Origin of the sequence: Neorhizobium sp. LMR1-1-1.1, assembly GCF_040675795.1 — a bacterium.
Lineage (GTDB): Bacteria > Pseudomonadota > Alphaproteobacteria > Rhizobiales > Rhizobiaceae > Neorhizobium > Neorhizobium cellulosilyticum.
Genome location: NZ_JBEGHE010000001.1, coordinates 65,658 through 84,597, shown reverse-complemented (window position 1 = coordinate 84,597; position 18,940 = coordinate 65,658). Strand labels below are relative to the sequence as shown.

The following is an 18,940-nucleotide window of genomic DNA, read 5'->3' as shown; positions in this document are numbered from 1 at the left end:
TTATTTTTGTTATGGATGGCCCGCAGCGACGACCATGCGGATAAGCGCATTAGAGGACGTCACTTCCATTTTCGCCATCACGTTGGAGCGGTGAATCTCGACCGTTTTCGGGCTGATGCCGAGCTGGCGCGCAATCGCCTTGTTCGACAGACCTTCCGCCACCAGCGAAAGCACCTGCCGCTCGCGCGGCGTCAGACGCTGCAGCTTTTCCGAAAACTCCGCCGGAACGCCCGGCAAAGCCACCGGATGCGTGCCGTGCAAAAGAAGGCGTATGGCACTGACGACGATGCGGCGGGCCAGCACCACCGGCTTGCCGCTCGCCTTGGCGACGGTCTGCCTGTCGGCCTCGGTAAAACTCACCGAATTCAGCACGATGATCTCCGCATCGGCGAGATCGAGCAGCGCGCCCGCCAGCAACCGCTTGTCGCCGTCCGCGGCATAGCTTGCAGTGATCTTGTAGGGCGAAAGTGCAGGAATATCGAGCTCGTCGATCTGCTGTTCCAGCGGCTGGATCAGGCCGACGGCAGACCCGTGCGCAGCAAGCGAAATCACCGTCGATTCCATGGCGCGCTGGGCATTTACGGTCGGACATGTACTCTCGAAATCCCGGAACAATCCGGTCGACAGGATCACCACCAGATCGAATTCGTTCGGCTGAAAGGCGGCTGCGATCTTTGCCATCCGCTCGGCAATCCGCGGCTTGGACACGACGATACTGCTGCCATCGGCCAACCGGGTGACGATACTGGTCTCACCCGGCCGCACCTTGAGGTCGTTGATCTCGGCAGGCGACAGGCCGTCCAGAGCGCCGATTTCCAGCGCTTCTATCGGCAGATCGAGGTTCTCCAGCATGTCGTCGATAATGTCCGAACGCGGCGACTGGCCAACGCTTAGGAACATCACGCGATGGGGTGGTTCCGCTGCTTCCGCGATGGTCGAAGACGGAGTTTGAGGATGCTTCGTCACGGGCAGGGAATCGGTCCTTCTGATCGTATCGCTATAGCCGTTCTAGACATGCACAAATTAAAGGCAAGCCCATTCTAGGGGCAGTCCCCTATAGGCATTCTTCGTCGCACATGGCTAGGTTCTAGCACATTATTCGGAGGCAAACATGATCCGTGATTTCGAAGCAAGTGAGATCGACCCGCTTGCCGTTGGTGCCTGGATTCTCGGGACCGGCGGTGGTGGCAGTCCTTATCTGGCGCAGCTCAACCTGAAAAAGCTCTACAAGGACGGAAAGCGCGTCAAGCTTATCGATCCGAACGCTCTGGACGATGGCGATGCCGTCGCAGTCGTGTCGAAGATGGGCGCCCCTTTGGTGGGCCAGGAACGTCTGGTCGACCCGGCTCATCTTGCCCGCGCCATGCAGCTGATGGAAGAATATACCGGCCGCAAGTTCCGCGCCGTGATGAGCGTTGAGATCGGCGGCGGTAATGCGCTATCGCCCTTCCTCGCAGCCGCCATGCTGGATATCCCGGTCGTTGACGCCGATGCGATGGGCCGTGCCTATCCGGAAGCGCAGATGACCAGCTTCGCTATCGGCGACCTGCCGATGTACCCGCTGACGCTGGTCGATTGCCGCGACAACGAGGCGATCGTTGCCAAGGCCGCGTCGTGGAAATGGATGGAGCGCATCTCGCGCAAGATCTGCACCGAGGTCGGCTCGACCTCTGCCACCTGCAAGGCCCCGCGCACCGGCAAGGAAGTCAAGGAATGGGGCGTGCTCCACACGGTCACCAAGGCCGTCAGCCTCGGCCGTGCGGTTCTTGAAGCCCGCGCCGCCCATACAGATCCGATCGCAGCAGTTCTCGCTCACGAAGGCGGCAAGGTTCTGTTCAAGGGCAAGGTTGCAGACGTGGATCGCACCACGACCGGCGGCTTCCTGCGCGGTGCAGCCATGATCGACGGCCTTGACGACGATCGCGGCGCACGTGTCGAACTCGCCTTCCAGAACGAATGGGCAGTCGCCTTCCGCGACGGCCAGCCGATCGCCATGACGCCGGATCTGATCTGCCTGCTCGACACCGTTTCGGGCGAAGCGATCGGCACGGAAACCGTGCGTTACGGCCAGCGCGTCACGGTTGTCGCCCTGCCGGCGCCGGATGTTCTGACCAGCCCCAAGGGCCTGGAACATGTAGGCCCCCGCGCCTTCGGGTATGATCTTGATTTCAAATCGGTGTTTGCAGCATGAAGCGGATCGGAATTGACGTCGGCGGCACAAATACGGATGCCGTGCTCATCGATGGCGAGAAAGTCGTCTCTGCCATCAAGTTTCCCACAACCGCGGATGTGATGCAGGGCGTCGTCAACGCTATTGGCCACGTCGTATCCTCGCAGGCGCCGGGCGCCTCGCCGATCGACGCCGTGATGATCGGCACGACGCATTTCACCAATGCCGTCGTCGAGCGTGCCCGCCTTGAGCGCATCGCCGCGATCCGCATCGCCATGCCGGCCGGCGCTTCGCTGCCGCCGATGATCGACTGGCCGGATGACCTGCGCGAAAGCGTCGATCCTCTGTCCTTCATGGTCCATGGCGGCCACGAATATGACGGCCGTCCGCTGGTACCGCTTGCCCGCGACGAAATCCGCGACGCGGCAATGAAGATCCGCGACGCCGGCATCACCTCCGTCGGCATCACCGCGCTCTTTTCGCCGCTGACTGCCGAATGCGAGCTGGAAGCAGCCGAGATCGTTCGTTCGGTCATCCCGGATGCGCGCATCACGCTCTCCCATACTCTGGGCCGTATCGGTCTTCTGGAACGCGAAAACGTCACGCTGCTGAACGCCGCCCTTCAGGGTCTCGGCCGCAAGACGATCGATGCCTTCAAGGACGCGCTCGTCAAGGCTGGCGTCAACGCGCCCTTCTACCTCACCCAGAATGACGGCACCGTGGTTCTGGCGGATGTTGCAGCGGCAAACCCGGTCTACAGCTTTGCCTCCGGCCCGACCAACTCCATGCGCGGCGCGGCCTTCCTCACCGGCCTGAAGGAAGCCATGGTCATCGATGTCGGCGGCACCACGTCGGATGTCGGCTGCCTCGTCGGCGGTTTCCCGCGCGAAGCCAACAACGTCGTCGAAGTCGGCGGTGTGCGCACCCTGTTCCGCATGCCCGACCTTCTGCCGATGGCACTCGGCGGCGGCACGATCATCGATCCGGAAACCCGCAAAATCGGCCCGCGCTCGGTCGGTTACCGCATCACCGAAAAGGCGCTCGTCTTCGGCGGCGATACGCTGACCACCACTGACGTTGCCGTCGCTGCCGGCCTCGTCGAAATCGGCGACCGTGACCGCGTAAAACATCTCGACAAAGCGATGGTTGCCGATCTCCTGAAGCGCATCGAAGCCATGGTCGAAGACGGCGTGGACCGGATGAAGACCTCGGCCGAAGGTGTGAGCCTGATCGCCGTCGGCGGCGGTGCCTTCCTCATCCCGGAAAAGCTGAAGGGCGCCAGCGAAGTGCTCCGCGTCGAACATGCCGGCGTTGCCAACGCACTCGGTGCGGCGATGGCGCAGGTTTCCGGCGAAGTCGACCAGGTATTCTCCGACATGTCGCGCGACAAGGCAATTGCCGAAGCCGACCGTATCGCCCGCGAACGCGCGATTGAGGCCGGTGCCGATCCGAAGTCGATCACCACGCTGGATACGGAAGACATTCCGATCGCCTATCTGCCGGGTGATGCCCGCCGCGTGCGCGTGCGCGTCGTAGGCGACATCGCCTTCATGAAAGACCAGCAGAAACAGGCTTCGTAAACGCAGGATACCGCGCTACGGTAACACAAAATCATTGTCCCCGGTCCGAAAGCGGATCGGGGACTTTTCCATATTGAACAGGCGAGGATGCGTCATGAAGGCCATGTATTACGAAGCGTTCGAACAGATGCCCGAGATCAGGACACTTCCCGATCCCGAGCCGACATTCGGCGGTGTCGTGATCAAGGTCGGCGCGACCGGCCTTTGCCGCAGCGACTGGCACGGCTGGAAAGGTCACGACCCGGATATCAGGCTGCCCCATGTTCCCGGCCACGAACTGGCCGGGAAGGTAGTGGCGACCGGCAAGGGCGTGATGCGCTTCAAGGTCGGCGATCGCGTAACCGTGCCCTTCGTCTCCGGCTGTGGCCATTGCTCTGAGTGCCATTCCGGCAACCAGCAGGTCTGCCCCGACCAGTTCCAGCCCGGCTTCACCCATTGGGGTTCCTTCGCCGAATATGTCGCGATCGATTATGCCGACACCAACCTCGTGCATCTGCCGGAGGAAATCGATGACGCGACGGCCGCAAGCCTCGGCTGCCGTTTCGCCACCTCCTTCCGCGCCGTTGCCGATCAGGCGCGCACCGGCCCCGGCGACTGGGTGGCCGTTCACGGCTGCGGCGGCGTTGGCCTTTCGGCAATCATGATCGCGACGGCCCTCGGTGCAAACGTCATCGGCATCGACCTGACCGAAGACAAGCTGGCGATGGCGCGCCAATGCGGCGCCGTCGCCACCATCAATGGCAGTTCGGTGCCGGACGTTGTCGAGGCCGTGCGGGAAATCACCAAGGGTGGCGCGCATGTCTCGATCGATGCGCTCGGCCACCCGACAACCTGCTTCAACTCGATCAAGAACCTGCGCCGCCGTGGCCGCCACGTTCAGGTCGGCCTGATGCTCGGCGCGCATTCGACCCCGCAGATCCCGATGGCGCAGGTCATCGGCCACGAGCTGGAAATTTACGGCAGCCACGGCATGCAGGCCTGGCGCTACGACGCAATGCTCTCGATGCTGACTGCGGGCAGAATGAAACCGCAGCAGCTGATCTCGAAGCGTATAAGCCTCACCGAAGGCGTGTCCGAGCTGGTCAATCTCGACAAGGCCGAGACGCCCGGCATCGCCGTCATCACCAGCTTCTGAAGCTCGAGCAATTCCAGCAGAAGTGGCAATCGGTTTTGCATCCGGAATTGCGTAAAACAAAAAAATGCAATTGGCAGGGAGGCCGAGACATCAGCCTCCCACAAACGCATCCTGATTGTCCTGCACCAGCGCCGTCAGATAATCAGCAACCGCCCGCACCCGCGGAACCCGGCTCATGTCACGATGGCGCACGATGTAGTAATGCCGCGTCAGTTGCACCTCGCGCGGCAAAACGATCTCCAGTTCGGGCTGCCGGCTGGCGATGAAATGCGGCAGGATGCAGAGCCCCAGCCCATTCAACGTTGCGGTCAATTGCGCGAAAATGCTGGAGCTCTGGAATTTCGGCTTGATGCCGGGATGCACGTCGCCGAGATAATCCAGCCCCGGCGCGAAGATCATGTCTTCGATATAACCGATGAACGGATGGTCGAGCAGATCCTCCCGCCGCTTTAGCGGGGCTGCACCTGCCAGATAGCGCTTGGATCCATAGATGTTGAGCTTGTAGTCGGTGATCTTCTCGATCAGGTAAGGCCCGGCCTTCGGCGGATCGAGCGCCACCGCGATATCCGCCTCCTTGCGTGACAGCGACATGATCTGCTGGATCGTCACCAGTTCCAGCGAAAGGCTCGGATGCCGCGTGGTAAAATCTCCGAGATGATGGGCGAGAAAGAAGTTCGAAAAACCTTCCGGCGCACTTAACCGCACGACACCCTGATGGGCCGCATTGCCTGACGTGATCTCCGCCTGCAACCGGTCGGCCTCCCCCTCCATCCGCTCCGCCGTCTCGACGAACCGTTGCCCAACCGCTGTCAGCACGTAACCACGCGGATTGCGCTCGAAAAGCTTGACCTTGAGGGCAAATTCCAGCCGGTCGATCCGGCGCGAGACGGTGGCATGGCTGGTGCGCAGGTGGCGCGCCGCCGTTGACAATTGTCCCGTGCGGGCAACCGCCAGAAAATACTGCAGGTCATCCCAGGTGAAAATGGGATTGCCGCTCATAAACCCTCCCCGGTCCGAGCCGATCTGTTCAAAAATGCACAGATGCTGTTTGCAATTAATAGTGGCGAGCTTCTTGCGTCAACGGCTGTTTTCCTCAACCATGTGCTTATGGAAGTGCTGCTTTGAGGAGGGCGGCCTGCCAATTTTGAACAGATAGCGCTCTGCAATCTCTTGGGAGGAGACCTTATGCGTAAGACGTTCCTGACGTCGCTAGCCGTGCTGCTGGCGAGCGGCACTGCATTTGCTCAATCCGCATCCGACGGCAAGGTTAAGATCGGCATCCTGAACGACCAATCGGGCGTCTATGCCGATTTCGGCGGAAAATCGTCGGTCGAGGCTGCCAAGATGGCGATCGAGGATTACGGCGGGAAGGTGCTGGGTGTCCCGGTCGAACTCGTAAACGCCGACCACCAGAACAAGCCGGACGTCGCCTCCAACATTGCTCGCCAGTGGTATGACACCGAGCAGGTCGATGCGATCATGGACCTGACTACCTCGTCGGTCGGTCTTGCCGTTCAGGCGTTGTCCAAGGAAAAGAAAAAGATCACCATCAATACCGGTGCAGCCACCGTCGATCTCACAGGCAAGGCCTGCACCCCCTACGGTTTCCACTGGGCCTATGACACCCATGCGCTCGCGGTCGGCACAGGTGGTGCGATGGTCAAACAGGGCGGCGACAGCTGGTTCTTCCTGACCGCCGACTATGCCTTCGGCTATTCGCTGGAGCAGCAGACGAGCGATTACGTGAAGGCCAATGGCGGCAAGGTGCTCGGCTCGGTGCGCCATCCGCTCTCCAGCCAGGATTTCTCGTCCTTCCTGCTGCAGGCACAGTCTTCCGGTGCAAAGGTGGTTGGCCTTGCCAATGCCGGCCTCGACACCGCCAACTCAATCAAGCAGGCCGCCGAATTCGGCATCACACAGGGCGGCCAGAACCTCGCGGCACTGCTCTTCACCCTCGCAGAAGTGCATGGCCTCGGCCTTGAAGCCGCGCAGGGCCTGACGCTGACCGAGGGCTACTACTGGAACCTCGACGACAAGAGCCGCGAATTCGGCAAGAAATTCTTCGCCAAGACACAGAGAATGCCGAACATGGTTCATGCCGGCACCTATTCGGCGGTGACCCATTATCTGAAAGCGGTTGAAAAAGCCGGTTCCGACGATGCGGATGCGGTGGCCAAGGCCATGCGCGACATGCCCGTCGACGACTTTTTCGGCCGCGGCGGCACAGTCGCAGCCAATGGCCGCATGATCCACGACATGTATCTTCTGCAGGTCAAGAAACCGGCCGACAGCAAGGAACCCTTCGACTATTACAACGTGCTCGCCACGATCCCCGGCAAGGATGCCTATCTCGATCCTGCCAAGGCCGGTTGCGAGCTGGTGAAATAATGGCAGTGCCTGTTCAGGAACTGCACGAGGAGCCGCGGGTGGTCTTGTCCGCCCGCGGTCTCTCCAAGAGTTTTGGCGCTTTTGCGGCGGTAAGGGATGTCGATCTCGATATCCACGACGCCCGCGTCCACGCGCTGATCGGCCCGAATGGTGCGGGCAAGACGACTGTGTTCAATCTACTCACCAAATTCCTGCAGCCGACCGCAGGCTCGATCACGCTTCTGGGAACCGACATCACCAAAACCCCGCCGGACAAGGTGGCCCGCATGGGTCTGGTCCGCTCGTTCCAGATTTCCGCGGTTTTTCCGCATCTGACCGTCCTCGACAATATCCGCGTGGCGCTGCAGCGTCCGAACGGCCTTTCCACCCAGTTCTGGCTGCCGACCTCCGCGCTCGACCGGCTGAACGACCGGGCAGACGAACTGATCGAAACCGTCGGGCTGAAACGCGAACGCAATGCGATCGCCGCCGATCTTTCCTACGGTCGCAAACGTGTGCTCGAAATCGCCACCACGCTGGCGCTCGACCCGAAAGTGCTGCTGCTCGACGAACCGATGGCCGGCATGGGCCAAGAGGATATCGGCACCGTCTCCAACATCATCCGCGAGGTGGCAAAGACCCGCGCCGTGCTGATGGTGGAACACAATCTCTCGGTCGTGGCCGACATCTGTCACCACGTCACGGTTCTGCAGCGCGGCGAAATCCTTGCGGAAGGCGACTATGCTGCGGTCTCGCAGGATGAACGCGTAAGGCTCGCCTATATGGGCACGGAGGACGCGTGATGGCAAAACCGCTTCTCGAAGTCTCCAACCTCAATGCCTGGTATGGCGAAAGCCACATCCTGCACGGCGTCAACATGACTGTCGGCGAAGGCGAAACGATCACCATTTTGGGCCGCAACGGCGTCGGCAAGACGACGACGCTTCGAACCATCATGGGCATCATCCGCGAGCGCAAGGGCGAAATCCGCTTTGCCGGCAAGGATATGCTCGGCGTGCCCTTGCACCGGACCGCCCATGCGGGCCTTGGTTTCGTGCCCGAGGAGCGCGGCATCTTCTCGACGCTGACCGTGGACGAGAACCTGATGCTGCCGCCGGTCGTCGCCGAAGGCGGCATGCCGCTCGACGAGATTTACGCGCTCTTTCCGAACCTCCACGAACGGCGATCCAGCCCCGGCACCAAGCTTTCCGGCGGCGAACAGCAGATGCTCGCCATCGCCCGCATCCTGCGCACCGGCGTCAAACTCCTGATCCTCGACGAACCGACGGAAGGGCTGGCCCCGGTCATCGTCCAGCGCATCGGTGAGGTTCTGAAGACGCTAAAGCAGCGCGGCATGACGGTGTTGATGGTCGAACAGAACTTCCGCTTCGCCAGCCGCGTGGCGGATCGCTTCTACCTGATGGACCACGGCAAGATGGTGGCTGATTTTCCGGTCGGGGAACTGCCGCAGCGCATGGATACGCTGCACAAGGTTTTGGGGGTGTGAGGGATGGTTGGGTTTCTTAAACATGTGACTGCGGCTCCACATACGAAAACAAGCCGCCCGTCATCCGCCTGCCGGCACCTTCTCCCCGTTATCACGGGGAGAAGGACACGAGCCGCGACGTTTCCGCCCCTCTCCAGCATTGTGCGGGGCACGTCCCCTCTCCCCGCTCGCGGGGAGAGGGCTAGGGTGAGGGGCAGTCTCTCAACTTCAGCGGCAGCGTGTGATGCTAGACGAGGCCTATCCTCACCCTCACTCATCCCTGTGCTCGTCACAGGGATCCAGCAGCGCCGCGTCTGCGGCGCGGGGGAGACCTTTCACGCGAAAGACTTCGCGTGGCTGGATTCCTGTGACGAGCACAGGAATGAGGAGGTAAAATCATGACCATGATCTTCGGCATCCCTCTCCAAGCCTTCATGGGCCAGCTCCTTATCGGCCTGATCAACGGCTCCTTCTACGCGCTCCTGAGCCTCGGCCTCGCGGTCATCTTCGGCCTGCTGCGCGTCATCAACTTCGCCCATGGCGCGCAATATATGCTCGGCGCCTTCGTCGCGATGCTGATGCTGCAATATTTCGGTATCAACTACTGGTTCGCGCTTCTGCTGGCGCCGATCGTCGTCGGCCTGTTCGGCGCAGTCATCGAGCGGCTGCTCCTGTCGCGGCTCTACAAGCTCGATCATCTCTATGGCCTGCTCTTCACCTTCGGCCTAGCGCTGACGATCGAGGGCACGTTCCGTTATCTCTACGGCTCGTCCGGCCAGCCCTACGCCCCGCCGCCGGCACTCACCGGCGCCACCAATCTCGGCTTCATGTTCCTGCCCAACTATCGCGGCTGGGTGGTCGTCGTGTCGCTGATCGCCTGTATCGGCACGTGGCTGCTGATCGAGAAGACCAAGCTCGGAGCCTATCTGCGGGCCGCCACCGAAAACCCGACACTGGTCCAGGCTTTTGGCGTCAACGTGCCGATGCTTTTGACGCTGACCTATGCGCTCGGTGCCGGCCTTGCAGCCTTTGCCGGCGTGCTGGCCGCTCCCATCTACCAGGTCTCGCCGCTGATGGGATCCAACATCATCATCGTCGTTTTTGCCGTGGTCGTGGTCGGCGGCATGGGCTCGATCATGGGCGCCATCGTCACCGGCTACATGCTCGGTATCGCCGAGGGCCTGACCAAGGTCTTTTATCCGGAAGCCTCGAATATCGTGATCTTCGTGATCATGGCGATCGTGCTTCTCATCCGCCCTGCCGGCCTTTTCGGCCGCGATGCCTGAGCGAGGCGAACCCATGAGCCATGTCGTCCATTCGACCACCACCGCAAAGGCCGCCCGCACGGAGCGTTCGGCAACCGCCTCGAAAGCCTATGCGGCCTTTCTCGGCATCGGCCTTGTCCTCTTGATCGTGGCCCCTCTGTTTTTCTACCCGATCTTTCTGATGAAGCTCCTGTGCTTCGCGCTTTTTGCCTGCGCCTTCAATCTTCTGCTCGGTTACACCGGGCTTCTCTCCTTCGGCCACGCGACCTTCTTCGGGGGGGCCGCCTATTTCACAGCCCATGTGGTGAAGGAATGGGGCGTCACGCCGGAGATCGGCATCCTTATCGGCGTTGCGGGTGCAGCAATGCTCGGCCTGGTCATGGGCTTTTTCGCCATCCGCCGGCAGGGAATCTATTTCGCCATGATCACGCTGGCACTGTCGCAGATGTTCTTCTTTTTCTGCCTGCAGGCATCCTTCACCCATGGAGAAGACGGCATCCAGTCCGTGCCGCGCGGCCATCTCTTCGGATTTATCGATCTCAACAACACGACCAGCATGTATTACTTCGTGCTTGCCGTATTCCTGATCGGCATGATCGTCATCTGGCGCTTCATCAACTCGCCCTTCGGCATGATCCTCAAATCGATCCGCGAAAATGAACAGCGCGCCATTTCGCTCGGTTATTCGGTGGCCCGCTACAAGCTCGGCGCCTTCGTCATGTCGGCAGCGCTGGCGGGGATGGCCGGCGGCACCAAGGCGCTGGTCTTCCAGTTCGCCACGCTCACCGATGTCGGCTGGCAGATGTCCGGCGAAGTTATCCTCATGACGCTTCTCGGCGGTATCGGCACCCTGATCGGCCCGATCTTCGGCGCAGGCCTCGTCGTGACATTGCAGAACTATCTGGCCACCTCGCAATTCCCGGTCACCATCATCACCGGCGTCGTCTTCATGGTCTGCGTCCTCCTCTTCCGCCGCGGCATTATCGGCGAATTCTATGCCTCGAGGCTGGGACGGAAACTCGGCTTCGAGCACAGGCGCTGATCGGCGAGCAACATGGAAACCTACGATTACATCATTATCGGTGCAGGCAGCGCCGGCTGCGTGCTCGCCAACCGTCTGTCGGATGACAGCCGCAATCGCGTCCTGCTGCTGGAAGCCGGTGGCAATGACAATTACCACTGGGTCCATATCCCGGTCGGTTACCTCTACTGCATCAACAACCCGCGCACCGACTGGTGTTTTGCGACCGAGAAGGAAGATGGCCTGAACGGCCGCTCACTCTCTTATCCGCGCGGAAAACTGCTCGGCGGATGCTCGTCGATCAACGGCATGATCTATATGCGCGGCCAGGCACGCGACTATGATCTCTGGCGACAAATGGGCTGTACCGGCTGGGGCTGGGATGATGTTCTGCCGCTCTTCAAGAAGAGCCAGGATTTCTACAAGGGCGCCGATCAGATGCATGGTGCCGGCGGCGAATGGCGGGTGGAAAAGGCACGGGTCCGCTGGGCCGTGCTCGACGCCTTCCAGAAAGCGGCCGAAGAAGCCGGCATCCCCGCCATCGACGATTTCAACCGCGGCGATAACGAAGGCTCCAGCTATTTCGACGTCAACCAGCGCTCAGGCATCCGCTGGAACACATCGAAAGCCTTTTTGCGCCCGGCGATGAAACGCCCGAACCTCAACGTCCTGACCAAGGCGCATGTGCGAAAACTGATCGTCGAGACCGGCGAAGTGAAGGGCGTTGAATTCCAGCATGACGGCATCACAAAGACCGCACATGCCCGTCGCGAGACCATCCTCTCCGCCGGTGCGATCGGCACGCCGCATGTGCTGGAGCTCTCCGGCATTGGCCGCGGCGACATACTCTCCGAGGCCGGCATCGAGACGGTGAAAGAGGTCAAAGGCGTCGGAGAAAACCTGCAGGACCACCTTCAGCTTCGCCTCGTCTACAAGGTCACCGGTGTCCCGACGCTGAACGAAAAGGCATCCCGGCTGCTCGGAAAGGCGGCAATCGGGCTGGAATATGCGCTTAAACGCTCCGGCCCGATGTCAATGGCCCCGAGCCAGCTCGGCATCTTCACCAAGTCCGGGCCGGACAAGGAAACCGCCGATCTCGAATATCACGTCCAGCCGGTCTCGCTCGACCGGTTCGGAGAACCCGTCCACGCCTTCCCGGCGATGACGGCGAGTGTCTGCAATCTGAGGCCCGAAAGCCGCGGCTCGGTACATCTGAAAGGCCCGGATTTTTCTGCTGCACCGGCCATCCGCCCCAACTATCTCTCGACGGCAGCCGACCGTAATGTCGCGGTAAGGTCGATCCGCCTCACCCGCGAGATCGTCAAAAAACCGGCCTTTGCCCGCTACGCCCCCCAGGAATACAGGCCCGGCCCGGCATACGAGACCGATGCGGATCTGGAGCGCGCCGCCGGCGAGATCAGCACGACGATCTTTCACCCGGTCGGCACCGCCCGCATGGGCGCTGATCCCGACAGCGTCGTCGATCCGCGGCTGAAACTTCGCGCACTCGGGCGGCTGCGCATCGCCGATGCCTCGATCATGCCGAATATCACCTCCGGCAACACCAATTCGCCGACGATCATGATCGCCGAAAAGGCAGCCGAGATGATCCTCGCGGACAATCGCTGACGACAATCGGCGCAAGATAAAAGGGAGAGAAGACATGACCCGGATCGCATTCATCGGCCTCGGAAACATGGGCGGCCCGATGGCCGCAAACCTGGTGAAATCAGGGCATGCGGTCTCCGGCTTCGATCTCTCCGAAGCTTCAGTGAAAGCTGCCGCCGAAGCCGGTGTCTATCCGGCCGTATCGCTCACTGAGGCGGTAAGGGACGCCGAATGCGTTATCACCATGCTGCCCAAGGGCCAGCACGTCGTCTCCGTCTGGACCGATCTCGCCACGCTGGTGGAGGAAGGCACCCTTCTCATCGATTGCTCGACCGTGGATGTGGACAGCGCAAGGCAAGCTCACGGTCTCGCCGGCGCCATGAACTGCCCCTCGCTCGACGCTCCCGTCTCCGGTGGCACGACGGGTGCTGCGGCGGGCACGCTCACCTTCATGGTCGGCGGTTCGGATGACGCCTTTGCCTCGGGGAAACCGATCCTCGAAGCCATGGGCAAAAAAATTGTCCATTGCGGCGGCAACGGCTCCGGCCAGGCAGCAAAGATCTGCAACAACATGATCCTCGGCATTTCGATGATCGGCGTCGCAGAAGCCTTCGTTCTGGCCGAAAAGCTCGGCCTGTCGCATCAGGCCTTGTTCGACGTGGCCTCCACCTCGTCCGGCCAATGCTGGTCGCTGACGACCTATTGCCCCGTCCCCGGCCCGGTGCCGACCTCACCGGCAAACAACGATTACAAACCGGGATTTGCTGCCGCATTGATGCTCAAGGACCTGATGCTGTCACAGGAAGCAGCCAGTCATTCCGGTGCCAGAACCCCGCTCGGCGCACATGCCGCCGAGATTTACGCGGAATTCGACCGCTACGGCCACGGCACGGAGGACTTTTCAGCCATCATCCGCATGCTGCGGCAAACGCAGGCATTTTAACCTCAACAGAAAGGAGGGCGAATGCATCGCCCTCCCCCGAAATTCGATCGCCAGCAAATCGCTCAGCCCAGATCGATGCCGCAGAAATTCACTTCAAGCCCGAGCTCGGCCGCAAGTGCGGCCTTGGCAAGTGCGGCCCGATCCGCTTCCGCCGTCGAATTCGCGTAGACAACCTGGATATGATTGGCCTTGTGACGTGCCATCATCTGGTCGCGGGAAACACCCGTCAGCACCGCATGCATCATCGGCCACTGCTCGTTGGTGGACTTCCACCGGCGCTCGGTCTCTTCCTTCGGCAAGGACACGGCCTGGCCGCGGCCGATATCCATCTTCAGCCGGTTATCCTCGACGAAAATGCGCGACCACACGATCTCGCCGGGTTTTGCAATGCCACGCAAGGTCCCGCCGCCTGCGGGGAAGAACATCGGCGGCTGGCGCATACTGTCCGATCCGGCCCAGCCGCCTTCGTGATGGGCAGGCGGGGCCGCACCGGAAATCTCGAACACCCAGACAAACCCATCGACCGTACCGGTCGGGTCGACGCCGCCCCAGCGCAGATCATGCAGGGTGTTTTCCACCGGCTGACCGAGCGCCCGATGCAGCCGGTTGGTCATCAGCCCGTCGAGACCGGCGCACTCATCCACCTCGTTGAAATGCACGATCGCCTTGCCCTGCCGGATGACCTTGCCGTCCCGGCCTTTGACATCCGGACGCCCGTCATCGTTGAGAATGCCCTCCACCAGATCGGATGCCGGCAGCAGATCCTTGAGGCCCTGCTGATACTGGATGCCGATCGCCTCGCAGCCGAAATCCTCGGCAATGCGCACGGCCGCGATATACATCCGGCACTGGTCGATCACCTGATCCTCGGTCAGTTCCTGCTTCGGATCGGTCCCGAGATGGAACGTCATGCCCTTGGTGAGCAGGTCCTGATAGACGGCGCGGCCTTCCTCTACCGGAACCTGATTGGTGGCGAAATAAAGCGCCGACTGCGACAGGCGCTCCTTGAAGATGCCAAGCGGCATCAGGAGTTCATCCGGCACTATGGCATTATACATGCCCATGCAGCCCTCGTCGAAAATGCCGAGGATGACCTTGTTGGCGCGGAAATCTTGCGCGATCTCCTTCGCCAGATCCTTGAGATCCTGCGGCACGTTGCCGGCCTTGAACGGAGTCACATGGCTCGTGTCATGGTCAACCGTGCCTTCCGACAGCCATTGGGAAAGACCGCTACGGAAGAAATAATCGTCAAAGGTCTCGCTCCATAGCGAGGAATAGATAACACCCGCCTTGGTCAGCGAGCCGTTGAGATTGAGCAAGCCGACCAGACCCGGCCATTGGCCGGACCAGTTGGCGACCGTCAGGATCGGTCCCTTGTGGCTGGTGAGACCGGCAAGCACATGGTGCGAATATTGCCAGACGGATTCCGCCACGATCACCGGCACATTGGGATCTATCTTCGCAAACGCATCCATGCCTTCGCGCTGCGAGGCGAGAAAACCGTGGCCTTCTTCCGGCTTGTAGGCGTGAGCGCGCTTCACCGTATAGCCGAGGCTGGCAAGCACTTCTCCGAGTTTCTTCTCCATCGCATCCTGCGTCGCCCAGCATTGCTGGTTGGCGGACAGGCGAAGGTCGCCGCTGGCGAAAAGTGCAATTTCCTTGGTCATGTTCCTCATCCCTTAAATCAATGATCAGCGCCGGCCATCAGCTCGGCATAGGCAACAAAGTCCTCCTGCATGCGGCGGAAGACGTGATATTTGCGGTCGTGATAGGTGGCGATCTCGCCCCCACGCGGAGAAATTCGGCTGCCGGGGCCACTCATGGCACGCATGGCGGCAGGCAGGTCGGCATAATGGCCGCTCGCCACAGCGCCCAGCATGGCGCTGCCGACCAGAACCGGCTCGCGCTGGTCCGGCACCACGATCGCGCAGCCCGTCGCATCCGCATGCTCGCGTAGGAAAAGCCTGTTCTGGGCCAGACCGCCGCTGACGACCAGCGTATCGACGGTGACGCCATTGGCGCGCATCTCCGCGATGATATGGCGTGTGCCGTAAGCCAGCGCCTGCAGCGTCGCCAGATAATCGAGCGCCAGATCGTCCAGCCCGCGGTCAAGCGACAGGCCGGTAATCCCGCCCTTGCGCAACGGGTCCGCAAGCGGCGAACGGTTGCCGTGGAAATCCGGCTGCACATGCCGCGATTTCGTCAGTGTCGCCGTCTCGCCGTCTTCGGCCATCGCCTCGAGCCGGCGATCGAACAGGGCAAACACCGAAATGCCTTCCGCCTTCGCCATCTCCCGCGCTTCATGGATCGCCGCATGGCCATCGATCACCCGGTCGATCAGCGCGCCGGCAGCCGATTGTCCCGCCTCGTTAGCCCAGAGACCCGGCAGCAGGACGGAGAAATAAGGCCCCCAGACACCCGGCACGAAGGCCGGCTTTTCGCTGACGGTGATGTGGCAGGAAGACGTGCCGGCGATCAGCGCTAACCGGTCATCGAGCGCGCCGTCGCCAAGATCCACACCCATCGTGCCGAGCGCACCGGAATAGGCATCGATCAGGCTGGCGGCAACCGCCGTTCCCGGCGCAAGCCCGAGGTCTGCGGCTGCTGCATCCGAAAGCGATCCGACCTTGTTGCCGGGTGCGGCAAACCGGTTGCCGATCGCGCGAAAATTGTCGGCCGCAAGTTCGGCAATCCCGGCGCTTTCGAAATAGGCCTTGTCCCAGCCCTCGCCGGCCAAACCGTTCTGGCCGAGATAGGTCCACTTGCACACGGTGCTGCACAGCGAACGGATATCTTCACCTGTCGCCTTGTGGACCAGCCAGTCGGGCAGGTCGAAAAACGCATGCGCGCGGGCAAAACTCTGCGGCATCTCGCGTTTCAGCCAGCGCAGTTTCGGCGTCTCCATCTCGGGCGAGATGACACCGCCGACATAATCGAGAACCGGGCTTTTCAGCGCGTTGATCTGCTCTGCATCGCCGATCGCGCGGTGGTCCATCCACACGATGATGTTCCAGTCGTCATCACCGCCGGGGCTGACGGTCACCGGCTCGCCGTTGCCGTCCAGCACGACCAGCGAGCAGGTGGCGTCGAACCCGATGCCAGCGATATCGGAGGCGGCAAGCCCGGCATCCGCCATCGCCTTCTTCACGCAGGTGCATATCGCCGCCCAGATGTCGCGCGAGGATTGATTGACGAAATCCTGCTTCGGCTTTTCGGTCGCGATCGCCTGCGAATGCGCCGCGAGCAAAGTCCCTTGCGCATCAAAAATCCCGGCACGGGCGCTTCCGGTGCCGACGTCAATTCCGATGAATGAGGTCATGTCAGTTATCCGCAATGGCAGGACCAGAAAGCGCATGGCGCGCTCTGCAGTCCATCTCTTTGAAAAGAGTTCCTGAAAGATGTAAGGGGCGGCAATCACACCGCCCCTCATTTGTCTCAGAGCCGCTGGCCGCTCACCTTGTCGAACAGATGCGCCTTGCTCGGATCGACAGCCAATCCGATCTCGTCGCCGAAATGGATGCTCAGGCGTTCACGGAATAGGCAGGAGATCTGCTCGCCATGGCCGGCCACACGGGCAAAAATTTCCGAACCCGTCCCTTCGACGATCTCGACACGTCCCTGCACACCGCCGGCATTGTCGGCGCGGATATGTTCGGGGCGAATGCCGTAGACCAGCGATTTGCCGCCGAGCTTTGCCGGATCGGCGCCGGCCGGCAGCGGCAGGACGAGACCCTTGTCGCTACGGAACACGCCTTCTTCTATTTTGCCTTCGACGAAGTTCATCGCCGGCGAGCCGATGAAACCGGCGACGAACAGGTTTGCGGGACGATCGTAGAGATCGAGCGGCGCACCGACCTGCTCGATATTGCCTTCCTGCAGCACGACGATCTTGTCGGCCATGGTCATGGCTTCGATCTGGTCGTGGGTGACATAGATGATCGTCGTGCCGATCCGCTGGTGCAGCGCCTTGATCTCGGCGCGCATCTGCACACGGAGCTTGGCATCGAGGTTGGAAAGCGGCTCGTCGAACAGAAACACCTGCGGATCGCGCACCAGCGCACGGCCCATGGCGACACGCTGGCGCTGGCCGCCGGAAAGCTGGCGCGGATACCGGTCAAGCAGCTTGCCCAGCCCGAGAATGCCGGCGGCATTCTCGACCTTCCTGCGCGTCTCGTTGACATCGGCCTTCTTGAGCTTCAGCGCGAAGGCCATGTTTTCCGCCACCGTCATATGCGGATAAAGCGCGTAGTTCTGGAACACCATGGCGATGTCGCGGTCGCGCGCCGGAAGATGAGAAACCTCCCGCGGCCCGATGCGGATCGCGCCGCCGGTAACGTCTTCGAGACCCGCCACCATGCGCAAAAGCGTGGATTTGCCGCAGCCGGACGGGCCGACCAGCACGACGAACTCGCCGTCGGCAATATCGACGCTCAGGTCGCGAATGATCTCGACTGCTCCGTAGCGTTTCTGGATGTTCTGGATATTGACTGTTGCCATTTGAAAATCCTCCCGATTTTCGGGTCGTTATCTATTGCTCTCAGCCGCCCTTGACCGCACCGGCGGTCAGGCCCGCGACGATCTGCTTCTGGGCAAACATGGTCAGCACCAGAACCGGCAGGGTGACGATCAGGGCGGCAGCGGCCAGCGGCCCCCAGCTGACCTGCTCGAAGGAGAGCATGTTGTAGACGGCCACCGGCAGGGTTCGCGTTTCGCGGCTGGCGAGCACGATGCCGAAGACAAAGTTGTTCCAGGAGAAGATCACCGCCAGGATGAAGGCGACGACGATGCCGGGCTTGGCAATCGGCAGCGCCACCAGGCGAAACACCTGCCAGGATGTCGCACCATCGATGCTTGCAGCCTCCTCGAGCTCCTTGGGGGTCGTCTCGAAATACCCGATCATGATCCACACGACGATCGGCACGGTGACGACCAGATGGATGATGATCTGCGGCCACAAGGTTCCAAGCAGGTTCATCCATTGGAACAGCAGGAAGAGCGGGATCAGGAATGACAGGCCGGGCGTCATGCGGGCGATCATGATCACCATCGCCGCCTTTTCAGCCTTCAGCCGCGCGATCCCGTAACCGGCGGGAACGCCGATCACGAGGGCAAGAATGGTTGCAGCGCCGGTCACAAGGATCGAGTTCCAGAAATAGAGGAGGAAATTGTTCTCCTCGAACACTTTCGCATAGTTGGACCAGGCGATGTTTTCCGGGATCAGGATCGGCGGATAGGCGCCGTTGTCGATCTCATACTTGAGCGACAGCGAGATCATCCAGACGAAGAACAGGATGACCGGCGAAATCATCACCAGGGCCACGAAGAACAGGCCGAGACGGTTCCACATCCTATGTGTCATTTTGGG

At 61.3% G+C, this 18,940-nt stretch carries 16 protein-coding genes; 10 read left to right on the top strand and 6 right to left on the bottom strand.

Going from position 1 to position 18,940, the window contains the following annotated elements; all coding sequences use genetic code 11:
* Nucleotides 1-9: 9 nt before the first annotated feature.
* On the bottom strand, nt 10-966 hold the full coding sequence (locus tag MRBLMR1_RS00360; protein WP_500063390.1) for an AroM family protein: 957 nt from the start codon (nt 964-966) through the stop codon (nt 10-12).
* 145 nt (nt 967-1,111) lie between these two features.
* Between MRBLMR1_RS00360 and MRBLMR1_RS00355 the strand changes: the two genes are divergently transcribed.
* From MRBLMR1_RS00355 to MRBLMR1_RS00345, 3 genes are all read left to right on the top strand, one after another.
* The gene (locus MRBLMR1_RS00355; RefSeq protein ID WP_148145191.1) at nt 1,112-2,191 is read left to right on the top strand and encodes an S-methyl thiohydantoin desulfurase family protein; all 1,080 of its coding nucleotides are present in this window, start codon (nt 1,112-1,114) and stop codon (nt 2,189-2,191) included.
* On the top strand, nt 2,188-3,750 hold the full coding sequence (locus tag MRBLMR1_RS00350) for a hydantoinase/oxoprolinase family protein (RefSeq protein WP_148145192.1): 1,563 nt from the start codon (nt 2,188-2,190) through the stop codon (nt 3,748-3,750). The genes MRBLMR1_RS00355 and MRBLMR1_RS00350 overlap by 4 nt, the downstream gene beginning before the upstream one ends.
* 94 nt (nt 3,751-3,844) lie before the next feature.
* Entirely contained in the window at nt 3,845-4,885 is a 1,041-nt protein-coding gene (locus MRBLMR1_RS00345; protein ID WP_148145193.1) for a zinc-dependent alcohol dehydrogenase family protein, read from the top strand.
* A gap of 90 nt (nt 4,886-4,975) precedes the next feature.
* Here MRBLMR1_RS00345 and MRBLMR1_RS00340 read toward each other — a convergent pair whose 3' ends face one another.
* Nucleotides 4,976-5,884, bottom strand: a complete 909-nt coding sequence (locus tag MRBLMR1_RS00340) for a LysR family transcriptional regulator (RefSeq protein WP_148145194.1) — start codon at nt 5,882-5,884, stop codon at nt 4,976-4,978.
* A gap of 186 nt (nt 5,885-6,070) precedes the next feature.
* Here MRBLMR1_RS00340 and MRBLMR1_RS00335 point away from each other — a divergent pair, with 186 nt between their 5' ends.
* The 7 genes from MRBLMR1_RS00335 to mmsB all read left to right on the top strand — a co-directional run bounded on the left by MRBLMR1_RS00335 (nt 6,071) and on the right by mmsB (nt 13,575).
* Nucleotides 6,071-7,273, top strand: a complete 1,203-nt coding sequence (locus tag MRBLMR1_RS00335) for an ABC transporter substrate-binding protein (RefSeq protein ID WP_148145195.1) — start codon at nt 6,071-6,073, stop codon at nt 7,271-7,273.
* Nucleotides 7,273-8,055 carry an ABC transporter ATP-binding protein gene (locus MRBLMR1_RS00330; protein WP_148145196.1) on the top strand — a complete coding sequence of 261 codons (783 nt, stop codon included), beginning with the start codon at nt 7,273-7,275 and terminating at the stop codon, nt 8,053-8,055. The genes MRBLMR1_RS00335 and MRBLMR1_RS00330 overlap by 1 nt, the downstream gene beginning before the upstream one ends.
* Nucleotides 8,055-8,759: an ABC transporter ATP-binding protein gene (locus MRBLMR1_RS00325; protein ID WP_148145197.1), complete on the top strand. Its 705-nt coding sequence runs from the start codon at nt 8,055-8,057 to the stop codon at nt 8,757-8,759. The genes MRBLMR1_RS00330 and MRBLMR1_RS00325 overlap by 1 nt, the downstream gene beginning before the upstream one ends.
* A gap of 377 nt (nt 8,760-9,136) precedes the next feature.
* Nucleotides 9,137-10,024: a branched-chain amino acid ABC transporter permease gene (locus MRBLMR1_RS00320; protein ID WP_148145198.1), complete on the top strand. Its 888-nt coding sequence runs from the start codon at nt 9,137-9,139 to the stop codon at nt 10,022-10,024.
* 13 nt (nt 10,025-10,037) lie between these two features.
* The gene (locus MRBLMR1_RS00315; protein ID WP_148145199.1) at nt 10,038-11,045 is read left to right on the top strand and encodes a branched-chain amino acid ABC transporter permease; all 1,008 of its coding nucleotides are present in this window, start codon (nt 10,038-10,040) and stop codon (nt 11,043-11,045) included.
* A 12-nt stretch (nt 11,046-11,057) separates the two neighbouring features.
* On the top strand, nt 11,058-12,653 hold the full coding sequence (locus tag MRBLMR1_RS00310) for a GMC family oxidoreductase N-terminal domain-containing protein (protein WP_148145200.1): 1,596 nt from the start codon (nt 11,058-11,060) through the stop codon (nt 12,651-12,653).
* A 34-nt stretch (nt 12,654-12,687) separates the two neighbouring features.
* A complete protein-coding gene (gene mmsB / locus MRBLMR1_RS00305; protein ID WP_148145201.1) occupies nt 12,688-13,575 on the top strand; it encodes a 3-hydroxyisobutyrate dehydrogenase in 888 nt (295 codons plus the stop codon).
* A 62-nt stretch (nt 13,576-13,637) separates the two neighbouring features.
* Here mmsB and MRBLMR1_RS00300 read toward each other — a convergent pair whose 3' ends face one another.
* The 4 genes from MRBLMR1_RS00300 to MRBLMR1_RS00285 form a co-directional block, all read right to left on the bottom strand.
* Nucleotides 13,638-15,242 (bottom strand): fucose isomerase, encoded by a 1,605-nt coding sequence (locus tag MRBLMR1_RS00300; RefSeq protein WP_183685291.1) that lies wholly within the window; start codon nt 15,240-15,242, stop codon nt 13,638-13,640.
* Nucleotides 15,243-15,259: 17 nt separating this feature from the next.
* Entirely contained in the window at nt 15,260-16,894 is a 1,635-nt protein-coding gene (locus tag MRBLMR1_RS00295; RefSeq protein WP_148145203.1) for an FGGY-family carbohydrate kinase, read from the bottom strand.
* A gap of 116 nt (nt 16,895-17,010) precedes the next feature.
* The gene (locus MRBLMR1_RS00290; protein ID WP_148145204.1) at nt 17,011-18,072 is read right to left on the bottom strand and encodes a sn-glycerol-3-phosphate ABC transporter ATP-binding protein UgpC; all 1,062 of its coding nucleotides are present in this window, start codon (nt 18,070-18,072) and stop codon (nt 17,011-17,013) included.
* 40 nt (nt 18,073-18,112) lie between these two features.
* Nucleotides 18,113-18,934: a carbohydrate ABC transporter permease gene (locus tag MRBLMR1_RS00285; protein WP_183685316.1), complete on the bottom strand. Its 822-nt coding sequence runs from the start codon at nt 18,932-18,934 to the stop codon at nt 18,113-18,115.
* Nucleotides 18,935-18,940 lie beyond the last annotated feature (6 nt).

Excerpts from the sequence above, each read along its gene's own strand:
- MRBLMR1_RS00355 (WP_148145191.1), top strand. The coding sequence starts at position 1,112 with ATGATCCGTGATTTCGAAGCAAGTGAGATCGACCCGCTTGCCGTTGGT.
- MRBLMR1_RS00300 (WP_183685291.1), bottom strand. The coding sequence starts at position 15,242 with ATGACCAAGGAAATTGCACTTTTCGCCAGCGGCGACCTTCGCCTGTCC.
- MRBLMR1_RS00295 (WP_148145203.1), bottom strand. The coding sequence starts at position 16,894 with ATGACCTCATTCATCGGAATTGACGTCGGCACCGGAAGCGCCCGTGCC.
- MRBLMR1_RS00290 (WP_148145204.1), bottom strand. The coding sequence starts at position 18,072 with ATGGCAACAGTCAATATCCAGAACATCCAGAAACGCTACGGAGCAGTC.
- MRBLMR1_RS00315 (WP_148145199.1), top strand. The coding sequence starts at position 10,038 with ATGAGCCATGTCGTCCATTCGACCACCACCGCAAAGGCCGCCCGCACG.
- MRBLMR1_RS00285 (WP_183685316.1), bottom strand. The coding sequence starts at position 18,934 with ATGACACATAGGATGTGGAACCGTCTCGGCCTGTTCTTCGTGGCCCTG.
- mmsB (WP_148145201.1), top strand. The coding sequence starts at position 12,688 with ATGACCCGGATCGCATTCATCGGCCTCGGAAACATGGGCGGCCCGATG.
- MRBLMR1_RS00330 (WP_148145196.1), top strand. The coding sequence starts at position 7,273 with ATGGCAGTGCCTGTTCAGGAACTGCACGAGGAGCCGCGGGTGGTCTTG.
- MRBLMR1_RS00320 (WP_148145198.1), top strand. The coding sequence starts at position 9,137 with ATGACCATGATCTTCGGCATCCCTCTCCAAGCCTTCATGGGCCAGCTC.
- MRBLMR1_RS00350 (WP_148145192.1), top strand. The coding sequence starts at position 2,188 with ATGAAGCGGATCGGAATTGACGTCGGCGGCACAAATACGGATGCCGTG.
- MRBLMR1_RS00310 (WP_148145200.1), top strand. The coding sequence starts at position 11,058 with ATGGAAACCTACGATTACATCATTATCGGTGCAGGCAGCGCCGGCTGC.
- MRBLMR1_RS00340 (WP_148145194.1), bottom strand. The coding sequence starts at position 5,884 with ATGAGCGGCAATCCCATTTTCACCTGGGATGACCTGCAGTATTTTCTG.
- MRBLMR1_RS00335 (WP_148145195.1), top strand. The coding sequence starts at position 6,071 with ATGCGTAAGACGTTCCTGACGTCGCTAGCCGTGCTGCTGGCGAGCGGC.
- MRBLMR1_RS00345 (WP_148145193.1), top strand. The coding sequence starts at position 3,845 with ATGAAGGCCATGTATTACGAAGCGTTCGAACAGATGCCCGAGATCAGG.
- MRBLMR1_RS00325 (WP_148145197.1), top strand. The coding sequence starts at position 8,055 with ATGGCAAAACCGCTTCTCGAAGTCTCCAACCTCAATGCCTGGTATGGC.